Consider the following 12,771-nt stretch of genomic DNA (forward strand, 5'->3'; position numbering starts at 1 on the left):
GCGCCCTCACTCCCGTCGATCGTCTTGAGCAAGGCGGATCTCTCCCGGTCTTGCCCTGGAGTGCGCTCCAGTTCCTAGAGTGCCGCCATGCGCTATCGGATACTCGGCGGGACCGGGATCGACGTCAGCACCTACTGCCTCGGCACCATGATGTTCGGAGCCGTGGGCAATCCGGACCATCAGGAGTCCGTACGGATCATTCACGCCGCCCTCGACCAGGGCATCAACTTCGTCGACACCGCCGACATGTACTCGGGCGGCGAGTCCGAGGAGATCGTCGGCAAGGCGCTGCGCGACCCGCGGCGCCGCGAGGCGACCGTCCTCGCCACCAAGGTGTACTTCCCCGTCGGCGGCGAGGGCCCCAACCGTGGCGGCAGCTCCCGGCGTTGGATCACCCTCGCCGTCGAGAACAGCCTCAAGCGGCTCGGTACGGAGTGGATCGACCTGTACCAGGTCCACCGGCCCGATCACCGGACCGACATCGAGGAGACCCTCGACGTCCTCGGTGACCTCGTCGGTCAGGGGAAGATCCGCGCCTTCGGCTGCTCCACCTTCCCCGCCGAGCAGATCGCCGAGGCGCACACCGTCGCCGAGCGGCGCGGGCTGCGCCGCTTCCGCTCCGAGCAGCCGCCGTACTCGCTGCTCGCGCGCGGCGTGGAGACGAACGTGCTGCCCATCGCCCAGAAGTACGGGATGGGGGTGCTGACCTGGAGCCCGCTCGCGTCCGGCTTCCTCACCGGGAAGTACCGCAAGGGGCGGGCGATCGACCTGACCAGCGGGCGGGCCGCGCTCACCCCGCACCGCTTCGACCCCTCGCTGCCCGTCAACGCCGCCAAGCTCGACGCCGTCGAGGAGTTCGTCGCGCTGGCCGACGAGATCGGGTGCTCCCTGCCCGAGCTCGCCATCGCCTTCGCCGCCGCCCACCCGGCCGTCACGTCCGTGATCATCGGGCCCCGGACGATGGAGCAGCTGGAGGGGCTGTTGAAGGGCGCGCCCGTACTCCTCACCGACGAGGTTCTCGACCGGATCGACGCGATCGTTCCGCCGGGGACGAATCTGTATCAGCCGGACGGGGCCTGGCGGCCGCCCGTACTCACCGATCCTTCCCTGCGGCGGCGGCCCGTTGGCGAGCGGGCCGCCGCCGGCTGAGTCCGCCAGGCGAACGTCCGCTAGGCGAACTGTTCCGTGCCCACCACCCGCAGCAGCGCCAGGCGCTCCCCCGCGTCCGTGCCCGGCGGCGGGGTGTAGAGGACGAGGCGCTGTTCGCCCTCCGGGGCGAGCAGCACCTGGCAGTCCAGGTCGACCGCGCCGATCACCGGGTGCGCGACCCGCATCCGGCTGTGCCGGCGGACCGCCACCTCGTGCCGCTCCCACAGTTCCGTGAACTCCTCGCTCGCCCCGCGCAGGCGTTCCACCAGGCGCAGGGAGGCCGGGTCGCCTGAGCGGCGGCCGACGGCCGCGCGCAGGTCGGCGACGTGGAGGCGGCTGTAGTACGCGTGCTCCTCGGCCGGGTACGCCGCGCGGTTCGCCGCGTCGGCGAACCAGCGCCACACCACGTTCCGTCCGTGCTCCGACACCGTGCACACCCCGCCCAGCAGAGACTGGGCCATCGCGTTCTGGGCGAGGACGTCCCCGAGGTCGCTCAGGATCTGCGCGGGGGTCGTCTCCAGCTGGTCCAGGAGGTGGAGGAGGCCCGGGGCGACGTGGTCGCCCGCCGTGGCGCCGGCGGGCGGGCGGTGGCCGGCGAGGAGGTGGAGGTGGTCGCGCCCGTCGTTGTCGAGGCGCAGCGCGCGGGCGAGCGCGGCGAGCATCTGCGGCGAGGGCTGCGGGCCGCGGGCCTGCTCCAGGCGGATGTAGTAGTCGGCGGACATGCCGGCGAGCTGGGCGACCTCCTCACGGCGCAGTCCGGGCGTGCGGCGCCGTGGTCCGGCCGGGAGACCCGCGTCCTGGGGGCGGACCCGTTCGCGGGAACGCCGCAGGAAGTCGGCGAGTTCGCGCCGGTCGATGCGGTCCGTGCGGACGGTGCGGACGGTGCGGACCGCAGGGTCGGGGCAGTCCGCACGGTCGGTGCGGTCCGCACGGTCCGCACGGTCGGTGCGGTCGGTGCGGTCGGTGCGGTCGGTGCGGTCGGTGCGGTCCGTACCGTTCGTGCGGTCCGTGCGGTCCGTGCGGGCGGTCGTCATGCCGATCATGGTGCCGGGTGCGCGGAGTCGTATCCAGGGATCGGCGGTCCCAGGCTCGGAAGGGCTCTCCCAGGCGCTTCCGGGCGTCGGCAGAGTCCTCGGTGTCAGCCACCGGCCGAACCGCCGAGGGGGGAAAGGCCGGGGCCCGCCGCCACCGGCCGGACGCCCCCGCGGGGAACGGCCGGGGCCCGCCACCGTCCTCCCCGTCAGGGAGCCGCGTCCGCTTGGAGTTGAGATCATGGCCACCGTCACCGTCGGCACCGCCCGCGTCCACTACGACATCGAAGGCTCGGGCGACGGGCCCGCGCTCCTGCTCGTGCACGGCACCGGTTCCGGTGGCGCCGTCGTCAACTGGGGGCAGACCGCGCCCCGTCTCACCGGAGACCGCCGGGTGATCACTCTGGACCTGTCCGGTGCCGACCGGACCGTCGACGACGGTGGGGCGCTGACCGTCGAGACGCTCGCCGCGCAGGTCGTCGCGGTGATCGAGGACGCGGGCACCGGCCCGGTCGACCTCCTCGGGTTCTCGATGGGCGCCCCGGTGTCCGCGGCCGTCGCCGCGCTCCGGCCGGACCTCGTCGAGCGGCTCGTACTGGTCGCGGGGTGGGCGTACACCGATGGCGACGAGTACCTGCGGAACCTGTTCACGCTGTGGCAGCGGCTCGGCGCGTTCGACCCGGCGGGCTTCGGGCGGAGCGTGACGATGACCGGGTTCAGCCGCGGCTTCCTCAACTCGATCGGCCGCGAGGGCGTCGAGGCCCTCATCCCGAACATGCCGCCCACGCCGGGCACCCTGCGGCACGTGGCGCTCGACCTGACGGTCGACATCCGGGCCCTGCTGCCCCGGATCACGGCCCGGACCCTGGTCGTCGGCGGTACGCAGGACATCACCGTGCCGGTCGAGAACAGCCGGGAGCTGCACGCGGCGATCGCCCGCAGCACGTACGAGGAGATCGACGCCGGTCACGTCATGTTCTTCGAGAAGGAGGACGAGTTCGTGAAGACCGTGACCGGGTTCCTGGGCTCCTGACGCCATCATGGGGCCCATGGGAGACACGAGGTTCATCGACGCGGCGGAACGGCGGGCCCGGCTCGGAGTGCGGCACCGGCTGGCGGGGAGCGTGCGGGCGGGGTCGGCGGCGGAGGCCGGGGGCGCGCTCGTGGCGCTGCACGGGACGGATCCGGCGAGCGTGTTCCTCGCGGTGGCGGCTCGGCTCCGCGCGGGCGTCGAGCCGGTCGGCGCGGTGGAGCGGGCGCTGTACGAGGACGGGGCGCTGGTCCGGATGCACGGCATGCGGCACACGGTGTTCGTCTTCCCGTCCTCCCTCGCCGCCGCCGTCCAGGCCTCGACGACCCGGCCCGTCGCCGTCCGCGAACGGACCACGCTCCTCAAGCAGTTGGCGGCCGGCAGCGACTTCGACGGGGCCTGGCTCGCGGAGACGGAGCGGCTCGTCCTCGCGGAGCTGTCCGTACGGGGAGAGGCGACCGGGGCCGAACTCGGGGATGCCGTACCGAGGTTGAGGTCGACGTACGTGTACGGGCCCGGCACCCGGCAGGAGGGTGTGCAGTCGGTGGCGAGCCGGGTGCTGCGGGTGCTCGGCATGGAGGGGCGGATCGTACGGGGGCGGCCGCAGGGGACGTGGACGTCGAGCCGCTTCCGGTGGGCGCTCGCCGAGGCCCATCCCGAACTGGACCCGGCGGAGGCGCGGGCGGAGCTGATGGGGCACTGGCTCGGGTCGTGCGGACCGGCGACCGAGGCGGATCTGACCTGGTGGACGGGGTGGAAGGTCACGGACGTGCGGAAGGCGCTCGCGGCGGTCGGGGCGCTGCCGGTGACGGTGGAGGAGGGGACGGGTCACGTCCTGCCGGACGACCTGGCGCCCGTACCGGAGCCGGAACCGTGGGCGGCGCTGCTGCCCGCGCTCGACCCGACGGCGATGGGCTGGCAGGCCCGCGACTGGTACCTGGACCCGGCCCACCGGGCGGCGCTCTTCGACCGCAGCGGGAACATCGGGCCGACGTTGTGGTGGAACGGCCGGATCGTCGGCGGCTGGGCGCAGCGGCCGGACGGCGGCATCGCCCGCCGGCTCCTCGCCGACGTGGACGCGGGGGCGGAGCGGGCGATCGCGGCGGAGGCGGAACGGCTAGCGGGGTGGCTGGGGGACGTCCGGGTGACGCCCCGCTTCCGGACGCCGCTGGAGCGGGAGCTGAGCGCGGGGTAACCCCTCCTCGTACGGGCCGGTCGGGTGATTTCTTTCGTTTTCCCGGTTTCTTTCCGCGCGGTGTCGAGAACGGCGCCCCGGCTCCGACTCTGCTGCGAGAGGCAGTACAGCCCGACGAGCGAGGAAGAGTCATGAAGTACCTGGTGATGGTGCAGGGTGCCCAGGCCGACTACGAGGCGATGGTGGGGCGCGGCAACGCGCAGTACCCCTCCTGGGACAAGACGCAGCTCAAGGCGATGTTCGCCCACATGAACGCGATCAACGAGGAGGTCTCCGCGCGCGGAGAGATGGTCGACGCCCAGGGCCTCGCCACCCCGTCCACGACCCGCTTCGTCACGGTGGACGCCGACGGCGAGCCGGTCGTCACCGACGGCCCGTACGCCGAGACCAAGGAGGTCCTCGCCGGCTACTGGGTCCTGGACTGCGCCTCCCTGGACCGCGTCACGGAGATCGCCGCCCAGGTGGCCCGCTGCCCGGTCCCGCCCGGCTCCCCGGAGTACCCGGTGGTCATCCGCCGGATCGACGAGACCGGCCCGAGCCAGGACTGAGTCAGGACTGAACCGATCCGAGACCGGCCCGAGCCAGGACTGAGCCGTGACCGGACGTGAAGCCCCGAGCGGACGTGAAGCCCCGAGCGCCCCTTGCGGAACGGTTCGGGGCCTCACCCCCCGAGGTTCGTCCGACTTTCACTTTTCCTCCCCGACCTCCCGTTGCGGACGCTACGGTTCCCCCTGGGGCGCACATCACATCGCGAGGGTCCGGGGGGACACATGCACGAGATGTCCAAGGGGGCCAACATCGGGCTGGCCACCCTCAGCGAAGACACCGGCGCGGTCGTCGTCGGTCTGAGCTGGAGCAGTGCGGCGGGTGACGGCGACGCGGACGTCTCGGTGCTGCTCGTCGGCGCCGACGGCAAGGTGCGCGGCGACACCGACTTCTACTTCTACAACCACCCCGCCGCCGAGGACGGCAGCGTGCAGCTGCTCGGCAAGGTTCCGACGGAGAACGGCAGCGAGGACCGGATCAGCCTGGACCTCACGGCGATCCCCGAGGAAGTCGCCACCATCGTGGTGGCGGCGAGCCAGGACGGCGGCGCCCGCTTCGGCGATCTGGACGACCTGCGCATGACGGTCACCGACCGCTCGGGCGAGGCGCTGCTCGGCTTCTCCATCGAGGACGCCACCATCGAAACGGCCTTCATCTTCGGTGAGCTCTACCGACGGAACGCCGAGTGGAAGTTCCGTGCCGTGGGTCAGGGTTACGAGACCGGACTCGCCGGCCTCGCCACCGACTTCGGCATCGCCGTCGACGAGGAGGACGAACCTTCCACGGCCGCCCCCTCCACCGGCCCCGCCGAGGCCGACGGTTCCCGCGCCCCCGGCGCCGACCCCGTTCCGCAGGCCGCAGGCACCGTCACGATCCCCGCGCAGGCCGGCGCGGAAGGTGAGCCCGCGGTCGGCGCCACCCCCGCGCCCGCGCGGCGTCGTGCCACGCGTACGGCCAAGAAGAAGGTCACGCTGCCGAAGGCCGCGAAGAAGTCGCTGGCGGAGAACGACACCTGGAAGCCCGCCCGCCTCTTCCCCGTTCCCTCGTACAAGAGCGACCGGGAACGCGAGGTGCGCGCGACCTCGGTCCTGCTCTCGGTGATGGCGGAGGTTCCCGAGTTCGGCAGGCGCCTCACCGCCGGTTTCGGGGCGCCCGCGGGCCGGATGCAGACCTTCACCGAGGTGTCGCTCCCCCACGGGGACAGCCCGAAGCGCCCGGACGGCGTCATCCGGACGGAGCGCGCCGGGAAGCTCTGGACGGCGCTCGTCGAGACGAAGACCAACGGCAACCCGCTGAAGTCGGAGCAGGTCCAGAACTACATGGACATCGCCGCGCGGCGCGGATACGAGGCCGTCATCACGCTGTCCAACGACGTGGCCCTGGAGGGCAGTCCGCTCGTCGAGTTCAAGACGGACGGCAGGCGCAAGCACAAGGTCTCGCTCTGGCACCTCTCGTGGGCCGAGGTGGCGCACCAGGCCCAGATGCTGATCCGACACGAGGGCGTGGGCAACGCCGCGCACGCCTGGCTCCTCCAGGAGCTTCTCCACTACCTCCAGCACGAGAACTCCGGCTGTCACGGCTTCCAGAACATGGGGCCGTCCTGGGTGCCCGTACGCAACGGACTCGACGCCGAAACGCTGTGCCAGGGCGACCCGCGCGCAGTGGATGTGGTGGAGAGCTGGGAGCGGCTGGTCCGTCAGGTCTGTCTGCGGCTGGGCGGTGAGCTCGGGCAGAAGGCCCTGCCCGTGCAGCGGGCCAGGCGCGGCACCGACCCCAAGTCCCGGCGTACGGCGCTCGCCGACCGGCTCTGCGAGGAGGGGAAGCTCTCCGCGGAGCTGCGCGTCGACGGCGCGCAGAGCATCCTGGCCATCACCGCGGACCTCCGTACGGGGAAGATCCGTACGTCCATCGACGTGCCTTCCCCGGACGGCGCCTACCCCCTCTCGGTCGCGAAGCGGCTCCTGCGGGTCCTGGACGAGGCCCCCGCCGACCTGCACGTGGAGACGCTCCTCGAGGGCCGGAACGGCCCGCGAGGGACGCTCGAGCGCCTGCGGCCCGAGCCGGGCGACCTGCTGCCCAAGGACAGTGCGGTCATCACCGGATTCCGGCTGTCGCTCTTCAAGGGCATGGGCAGCAGCCGGGGCAGCACGGAGTCGGGCTTCATCCGCAGCATCGACGAGGCGGTCGACCGCTTCTACGGCTCGGTGGTCACGCACGTGGGCCAGTTCGAGCAGCGCCGGACGCCACGGGCACGATCCGCCGCCGAGCCGTCCGGTACGGAGTAAGTCCCTCCGACCGCCCCCTCCGGTCTCAGTGCATCCCGTGGGCCCCGCCGGTCGTGTGGGGCCTGCCTCGGGGGATGAGGGCCGTCAGGGCCGCTGCCGCGGCCGTCAGGGCGCAGGCCGTGAAGGCCGTGGTGAAGCCGGACGGGGTGGGGGGTGTGGTGGTGAGGGCGAGGGTGGAGGCGAGGGCCACGCCGATCGTGCCGCCGACCTCGTGGAAGGTGTTGACGATGCCGGAGGCGAGCCCGGCCTCGTGCGGGGGGATCAGGCCGAGGGCCGTCGTGGTCGCCGTGACGAAGACCGCGCCCAGGCCCAGGGCCGCCGTGGCCAGGGCCGGGAGGAGGGTGGTCCACGGGTCGGCGGCCGGGCCGAGGAACGCGAGGGGCGCGCAGCCCGCGGCCGCCAGGGCCATGCCGCCGGTGGCGCAGGCGCGCGGGCCGGCCGTGGTGACCAGGTGGGAGCCGAGGTGCGCGCCGATCGCCGTGGTGAGGGCGACCGGGAGGAAGAGGAGTCCGGTGCGGAAGGCGTCCATGCCGTCGACGTGCTGGAGCCGCATCGAGCCCAGGAAGAAGAACGCGATCAGCAGCGCGGTCGCGACCAGCATGAGCAGGGAGCCCGCGACGACCGGGCGCCTGGTCAGCATCCTCAGGTCCATGAGGGGGGTGCGGGCCCTCCGTTCCACCGCCGCGAAGGCCGTGTACGCCACCGCCGCGCCCAGGAGCGGCAGCAGGGTCGCCGGGGCCGTCCAGCCGGAGTCGCCCGCCTGGACGAGGCCGTAGACGAGTGCGCCGGTGGCGGCGGTGACGAGGACGGCGCCCGGGACGTCCAGGTGCCGGGTGGCCGTCGGAGCGGGGTCCTTCGGGAGCAGCTTCGGGAGTACGGCGAGCAGCGCCAGGCCCGTCGGGACGTTCACGTAGAAGATCCACGGCCAGCCCGGGCCGGAGGTGAGGGCGCCGCCGAGGAGGACGCCGACGGCGGAGCCGGTGCCGCCGACGGCCGCCCAGACGCCGAGCGCCCGGGCCCGTTCGGCGCCGTGGAAGGTGAGGGTGACGAGGGCGAGGGCCGCCGGGGAGAGCAGGGCGGCGCCGATGCCCTGGGCCACGCGGCCGGTGAGGAGGACCGTGGCGTTCGGCGCCAGGCCGCAGACCAGCGATGCGGTGGTGAAGAGGGCGAGGCCGGCGAGGAGGGTCCGGCGGGCGCCGAGGGCGTCCGCCAGGCGGCCGCCGAGGAGCATCAGGCCGCCGAAGCAGAGGGTGTACGCGGTGACGACCCAGGTCAGGGCGGTGCGCCCGAGGTCCAGGTCGGCGGCGAGGGCGGGCAGGGCGACGTTCACGACGGTGACGTCGAGGATCAGCATGAACTGGGCCGCGCAGATCAGCGCGAGGGTCGTCCAGCGGCGGGAGCGGAGGCCGGGAGGGGCGATGTCGGTCGGCATAACTGAACTGTACGGCACAGTACAGTTGAACTCAACAGTACAGTTCGCTTGGTACGCTCCGGCCATGGAACCCAAGCCCGCCGAACCCAGGCCCGCCCCCACCGGCCCCCGCGCCGCCCGCAAGCGCCAGGCCGTCGTGCGGGCCGCCCGCGACCTCTTCCTCCGCGAGGGCTTCGGCGTCGGCATGGACGCCATCGCCGCCGAGGCGGGCGTCTCCAAGGTCACCGTCTACAACCACTTCGGCAGCAAGGAAGCCCTCTTCACCGCCGTCGTCGCCGGCGCCCTCGACGAACCGCTGCACGCGGAGACCGGCGGCCCCGACCTCTCCGCCCTCGCCGACGCCGAGGACCTGCGCGCCGCCCTCACCGAGGCCGGGCGCGCCTGGGCGCGGGCCGTCCGCGCCGACGAGGAGGGCCGCGCCCTGCGCACCCTCGTCGCCACCGAGCTCCACCGCTTCCCCGAGCTCGGCCGCGCCTGGCACGCGCACGGCCCGGCCGGCCACCACCCCGCCGTCGCGGACGCCCTGCGCGCCCTCGCCGACCGGGGCCGGCTCGCGATTCCGGACCTGGAGGTCGCGGTGCTCCAGCTGTACTCGCTGCTGGTCTTCCCGCAGATGGTGTTCGAGCAGTACGGGGCGGAGGTCACCGAGGAGCTGAGCGAGCGGCTCGTCGTGGACGGGGTCGAGATGTTCCTCCGCCGCTACACGCCCTGACGGGTGCGATCCTTGGTCTTCGACGGACCCCGAGCCGGGGGAGTAAAATTACCCCCTGGGGTATCTGTGGAGGAGTGGCAGTGGAACTCGATCTCGCGGGCGCCGAGCTCAAGGCGGTCCTGAACCGGCTACGCCGGGCCCAGGGCCAGATCTCCGGTGTGATCCGGATGATCGAGGAGGGACGGGACTGCGAGGAGGTCGTCACCCAGCTGGCCGCCGCCTCCCGGGCCCTCGACCGGGCCGGGTTCGCGATCATCGCGACCGGGCTCCAGCAGTGCCTGACCGACATCGAGGGCGGACGGAAGAACGGCGAGGATCCCGAGGCGATGCGGGCCCGCCTGGAGAAGCTGTTCCTGTCGCTGGCCTAGGACGAAACGGGAAGTACCCCCGGGGGCCTCGCCCCCGGGGGTACTTCCGCATCCGGCCGTCAGTCGTCCGCCAGGCCGTTCAGGCGCTTGGCGATACGGGTCAGGCGCCGGCCCTGGTAACGGGCGGCCTCCAGGACCTCCTCCGCCGGGGCGCCGTTGGCACCCGGGTGCGCGGTGCCGTACGGGTTGCCGCCGGCCGCGTAGACCGCCGGGTCGGTGAAGCCGGGCGAGACGATGACCGAGCCCCAGTGGTGGAAGGTGTTGTAGAGCGCGAGCAGCGTCGACTCGTTGCCGCCGTGGACGTTGTGCGCGCTGGTGAAGGCGGTCGCGGGCTTGTCCGCCATGACGCCCCGCTGCCAGAGGCCGCCCGTCGTGTCGACGTACTGCTTCAGCTGCGCGGACACGTTCCCGAAGCGGGTCGGGGAGCCGAGCGCGTACGCGTCAGCCCACTCCAGGTCCTCCAGGGTCGCGACCTCCACGTCGCCGGTGGCGTCCACGTGTGCGCGCCAGGCCGGGTTCGCGTCGATGGCGGCGTCGGGGGCGAGCTCGGGCACCCGGCGCAGGCGGACCTCCGCGCCGGCCTTCTCGGCGCCCTCGGCGACGGCCTGGGCGAGCTGGTGGACGCTACCCGTGGCCGAGTAGTAGATGACGGCGACCTTGACGGACATGGCGGACTCTCCTCAGCCGAACGTGCCGAACGTGCCAGACTTCCGAGAAGCGGAATATTTTCCGCTTCCTTGCTGCGCCGAGCCTAAGTGGATCACTATCCGGTTTGCAAGGGGAACGGGTATGCTGACTGCAGAAGGCGACAGCACACGAACCACGGGGGAACGGGGCTCAGGGACAGGAGTCGGCAGATGAGCACGGAGAACCCGCAGGCCGGAGACAAGGCGGCGGCGCCGGTACTCAGCCTGCTCCCCACCCTCGACGAGCCCGCCCCCGAGCGCGCCGACGCGGCCCGCAACCGGCGCCGGATCCTCGACGCGGCCGCCCGGATCGTCGCCGAGGAAGGCCCCGACGCCGTCACCATGAACCAGGTCGCCCACGCCAGCGGCATCGGCGTCGGCACCGTTTACCGGCGCTTCGGCGACGTCTCCCAGCTGCTCTGGGCGCTCCTCGACGACCGCGAGCGCCAGTTCCAGGAGGCGTACATGAGCGGCCCTCCCCCGCTGGGCCCCGGCGCCCCCGCCGCCGAACGGCTCGACGCCTTCCTCGACGCGCTCGTCGACCGGGTCGCCGCCCAGCGCGCCCTGCTGCTCGCGGCGCACTCCGCCGCGCCCCGCGCCCGCTACCACAGCGGCGCCTACCGGCTGATGCACACGCACATGGCCCTGCTCATCGGCCGGCTCAGGCCGGGCAGCGACAGCACGCTCCTCGCGCACCTCGCGCTCGCGCCGTTCTCGCCCGACGTCATGCACCACCTGACGGTCGAGCAGGAACTGTCGGCCTCCCGGCTCAAGGCGGGCGTGAAGGAGCTGCTGGCCCTCAGGAGCTAGTCCGCCGGCCCAGGCGGCCCCGTCCGGCGGATCAGGGCCGGACAGGAGCCGGACCGCTCCGTGGACGGTGGTGGACCGGCGGGCCTCGCCGTCGCAGGATCCTGCCATGACCACGTATCTGATCCTGCACGGCTTCCAGAACCACCGCCCGCCCGCCCACTGGCAGCACTGGCTCGCCGGGCAGCTGCGCGAGCGCGGCCACGAGGTCCGCTACCCCCAGCTGCCCTCGCCCGACGCGCCCGGCCTCGGCGAGTGGCTCGACGCCCTGGAGGAGCACGGGCGGCGCCCGGCCGAGGGCGCGTTCGTGGTCCTCGCGCACAGCCTGTCGGTACTCCTCTGGCTGCGCGCCGGGGACCGGCGGCCGGACGCCGACCGGGTCCTCCTGGTCTCCCCGCCCTCCCCGCAGGTCACCTCCTCGATCCCCGAGATCGCCGCCTTCGCCGACGGCCTCGACCTCACGGAGGCGGGACTCAAGGCGCGCCTCGTGTACGGGGACGGGGACCCGTACTGCCCCGAGGGCGCCGACCTGCACTACGGCATCCCCCTCGGCCTCGACCTGGACCACGTACCGGCCGGCGAGCACCTCAACCCCGACTCGGGGTACGGGGAATGGCCCTCACTCCTGCAGTGGTGCGAGGACCCGGCGGTACGGGTACGGGCGAACACGAAGCCGTAGGACCACCTGACCCATCGGCCCCACGGACCCACGGACCCACCGGACCCGGCGAACCCGCCGCACCCGCCGCACCGCTTCGCGAAGGGGTGAACCCACCGGGCGGCCTTCACGCGCGCGCGTGATGATCGGTCCATGACCCCCGAGATCCACCTCGCCCAACAGCCCGAGGCCGACGAGCTCCTCGGCCGCTCGCCGCTCGCCGCGCTCGTCGGCATGCTCCTCGACCAGCAGGTCCCGATGGAGTGGGCCTTCTCCGGCCCGTACACGATCGCCTCCCGGCTCGGCGCGGACGATCTCGACGCGCACGACATCGCCGCCCGGGACCCGGAGGACTTCGCCGCGCTGCTCTCCGAGAAGCCGGCCGTGCACCGCTATCCGGGGTCCATGGCGGGCCGGATCCAACAGCTGTGCCGGTTCCTCGTCGAGGAGTACGGGGGTGACGCAGAGGCCGTCTGGGCGGACGCGGCGACCGGGAAGGAGCTGCTCGCGCGGCTCCAGGCGCTGCCCGGCTTCGGGAAGCAGAAGGCGCAGATCTTCCTGGCCCTGCTCGGCAAGCAGTACGGGGTGCGGCCCGGGGGCTGGCGGGAGGCGGCGGGCCCGTACGGCGAGGAGAACTGCCACCGCTCGGCGGCGGACATCACCGGGCCGGAGTCGCTGGCGAAGGTGCGGGCGCACAAGCAGGAGATGAAGGCCGCGGCCAAGGCCGCCAAGGCGGCCAAGACGGCGTAGACGGCCAAGCGGCCAAGCGGCCAAGCGGCCAAGCGGCCAAGCGGCCAAGCGGCCAACGGCGCCTGGCAGGGCGGGAATTGATAATTCCACATCTCATTCCTGTGCGACCTGACAGGAATTGC

At 72.9% G+C, this 12,771-nt stretch carries 13 protein-coding genes; 10 read left to right on the plus strand and 3 right to left on the minus strand.

What is annotated here, in order from left to right; translation table 11 throughout:
• Window positions 1-87: 87 nt before the first annotated feature.
• Window positions 88-1,149 (plus strand): aldo/keto reductase, encoded by a 1,062-nt coding sequence (locus ACZ7HT_RS27305; RefSeq protein ID WP_471170790.1) that lies wholly within the window; start codon window positions 88-90, stop codon window positions 1,147-1,149.
• A 20-nt stretch (window positions 1,150-1,169) separates the two neighbouring features.
• Here the strand turns inward: ACZ7HT_RS27305 and ACZ7HT_RS27310 are convergent, their stop codons facing one another.
• Window positions 1,170-2,183 carry a helix-turn-helix transcriptional regulator gene (locus ACZ7HT_RS27310; RefSeq protein ID WP_471170792.1) on the minus strand — a complete coding sequence of 338 codons (1,014 nt, stop codon included), beginning with the start codon at window positions 2,181-2,183 and terminating at the stop codon, window positions 1,170-1,172.
• Window positions 2,184-2,421: 238 nt separating this feature from the next.
• Between ACZ7HT_RS27310 and ACZ7HT_RS27315 the strand changes: the two genes are divergently transcribed.
• The 4 genes from ACZ7HT_RS27315 (at window position 2,422) to ACZ7HT_RS27330 (ending at window position 7,236) form a co-directional block, all read left to right on the plus strand.
• A complete protein-coding gene (locus ACZ7HT_RS27315) occupies window positions 2,422-3,213 on the plus strand; it encodes an alpha/beta fold hydrolase (protein ID WP_471170794.1) in 792 nt (263 codons plus the stop codon).
• Between the two features lie 16 nt (window positions 3,214-3,229).
• Complete coding sequence (locus ACZ7HT_RS27320) at window positions 3,230-4,405, plus strand: winged helix DNA-binding domain-containing protein (RefSeq protein ID WP_471170796.1); 1,176 nt, start codon at window positions 3,230-3,232, stop codon at window positions 4,403-4,405.
• 131 nt (window positions 4,406-4,536) lie between these two features.
• Entirely contained in the window at window positions 4,537-4,953 is a 417-nt protein-coding gene (locus ACZ7HT_RS27325) for a YciI family protein (protein ID WP_471170798.1), read from the plus strand.
• 222 nt (window positions 4,954-5,175) lie between these two features.
• Window positions 5,176-7,236: a TerD family protein gene (locus tag ACZ7HT_RS27330; protein WP_471170799.1), complete on the plus strand. Its 2,061-nt coding sequence runs from the start codon at window positions 5,176-5,178 to the stop codon at window positions 7,234-7,236.
• A 25-nt stretch (window positions 7,237-7,261) separates the two neighbouring features.
• Here ACZ7HT_RS27330 and ACZ7HT_RS27335 read toward each other — a convergent pair whose 3' ends face one another.
• Entirely contained in the window at window positions 7,262-8,668 is a 1,407-nt protein-coding gene (locus ACZ7HT_RS27335) for a DHA2 family efflux MFS transporter permease subunit (RefSeq protein ID WP_471170801.1), read from the minus strand.
• Between the two features lie 64 nt (window positions 8,669-8,732).
• On the opposite strand from ACZ7HT_RS27335, the gene ACZ7HT_RS27340 reads away from it, so the two are divergent.
• Both ACZ7HT_RS27340 and ACZ7HT_RS27345 read left to right on the plus strand, forming a co-directional pair.
• Window positions 8,733-9,380 carry a TetR/AcrR family transcriptional regulator gene (locus ACZ7HT_RS27340; RefSeq protein ID WP_471170803.1) on the plus strand — a complete coding sequence of 216 codons (648 nt, stop codon included), beginning with the start codon at window positions 8,733-8,735 and terminating at the stop codon, window positions 9,378-9,380.
• Between the two features lie 80 nt (window positions 9,381-9,460).
• Window positions 9,461-9,748: a metal-sensitive transcriptional regulator gene (locus ACZ7HT_RS27345; protein WP_030685455.1), complete on the plus strand. Its 288-nt coding sequence runs from the start codon at window positions 9,461-9,463 to the stop codon at window positions 9,746-9,748.
• A 59-nt stretch (window positions 9,749-9,807) separates the two neighbouring features.
• Here the strand turns inward: ACZ7HT_RS27345 and wrbA are convergent, their stop codons facing one another.
• Complete coding sequence (wrbA, locus tag ACZ7HT_RS27350) at window positions 9,808-10,416, minus strand: NAD(P)H:quinone oxidoreductase (RefSeq protein ID WP_471170805.1); 609 nt, start codon at window positions 10,414-10,416, stop codon at window positions 9,808-9,810.
• 189 nt (window positions 10,417-10,605) lie between these two features.
• Here wrbA and ACZ7HT_RS27355 point away from each other — a divergent pair, with 189 nt between their 5' ends.
• The 3 genes from ACZ7HT_RS27355 (at window position 10,606) to ACZ7HT_RS27365 (ending at window position 12,649) form a co-directional block, all read left to right on the plus strand.
• A complete protein-coding gene (locus ACZ7HT_RS27355) occupies window positions 10,606-11,244 on the plus strand; it encodes a TetR/AcrR family transcriptional regulator (protein WP_471170807.1) in 639 nt (212 codons plus the stop codon).
• A gap of 106 nt (window positions 11,245-11,350) precedes the next feature.
• Window positions 11,351-11,920, plus strand: coding sequence for an RBBP9/YdeN family alpha/beta hydrolase (locus tag ACZ7HT_RS27360; protein WP_471170809.1), 570 nt, complete (start codon window positions 11,351-11,353; stop codon window positions 11,918-11,920).
• A gap of 132 nt (window positions 11,921-12,052) precedes the next feature.
• The gene (locus tag ACZ7HT_RS27365; protein WP_471170811.1) at window positions 12,053-12,649 is read left to right on the plus strand and encodes an HhH-GPD-type base excision DNA repair protein; all 597 of its coding nucleotides are present in this window, start codon (window positions 12,053-12,055) and stop codon (window positions 12,647-12,649) included.
• Window positions 12,650-12,771: the final 122 nt, after the last annotated feature.

It is taken from the genome of Streptomyces sp. NPDC037410 (assembly GCF_055602235.1).

Bases quoted from the DNA above. Each gene is read 5' to 3' on its own strand.
- ACZ7HT_RS27305 (WP_471170790.1), top strand. From the start codon at position 88: ATGCGCTATCGGATACTCGGCGGGACCGGGATCGACGTCAGCACCTAC.
- ACZ7HT_RS27310 (WP_471170792.1), bottom strand. From the start codon at position 2,183: ATGACGACCGCCCGCACGGACCGCACGGACCGCACGAACGGTACGGAC.
- ACZ7HT_RS27315 (WP_471170794.1), top strand. From the start codon at position 2,422: ATGGCCACCGTCACCGTCGGCACCGCCCGCGTCCACTACGACATCGAA.
- ACZ7HT_RS27320 (WP_471170796.1), top strand. From the start codon at position 3,230: ATGGGAGACACGAGGTTCATCGACGCGGCGGAACGGCGGGCCCGGCTC.
- ACZ7HT_RS27325 (WP_471170798.1), top strand. From the start codon at position 4,537: ATGAAGTACCTGGTGATGGTGCAGGGTGCCCAGGCCGACTACGAGGCG.
- ACZ7HT_RS27330 (WP_471170799.1), top strand. From the start codon at position 5,176: ATGCACGAGATGTCCAAGGGGGCCAACATCGGGCTGGCCACCCTCAGC.
- ACZ7HT_RS27335 (WP_471170801.1), bottom strand. From the start codon at position 8,668: ATGCCGACCGACATCGCCCCTCCCGGCCTCCGCTCCCGCCGCTGGACG.
- ACZ7HT_RS27340 (WP_471170803.1), top strand. From the start codon at position 8,733: ATGGAACCCAAGCCCGCCGAACCCAGGCCCGCCCCCACCGGCCCCCGC.
- wrbA (WP_471170805.1), bottom strand. From the start codon at position 10,416: ATGTCCGTCAAGGTCGCCGTCATCTACTACTCGGCCACGGGTAGCGTC.
- ACZ7HT_RS27355 (WP_471170807.1), top strand. From the start codon at position 10,606: ATGAGCACGGAGAACCCGCAGGCCGGAGACAAGGCGGCGGCGCCGGTA.
- ACZ7HT_RS27360 (WP_471170809.1), top strand. From the start codon at position 11,351: ATGACCACGTATCTGATCCTGCACGGCTTCCAGAACCACCGCCCGCCC.
- ACZ7HT_RS27365 (WP_471170811.1), top strand. From the start codon at position 12,053: ATGACCCCCGAGATCCACCTCGCCCAACAGCCCGAGGCCGACGAGCTC.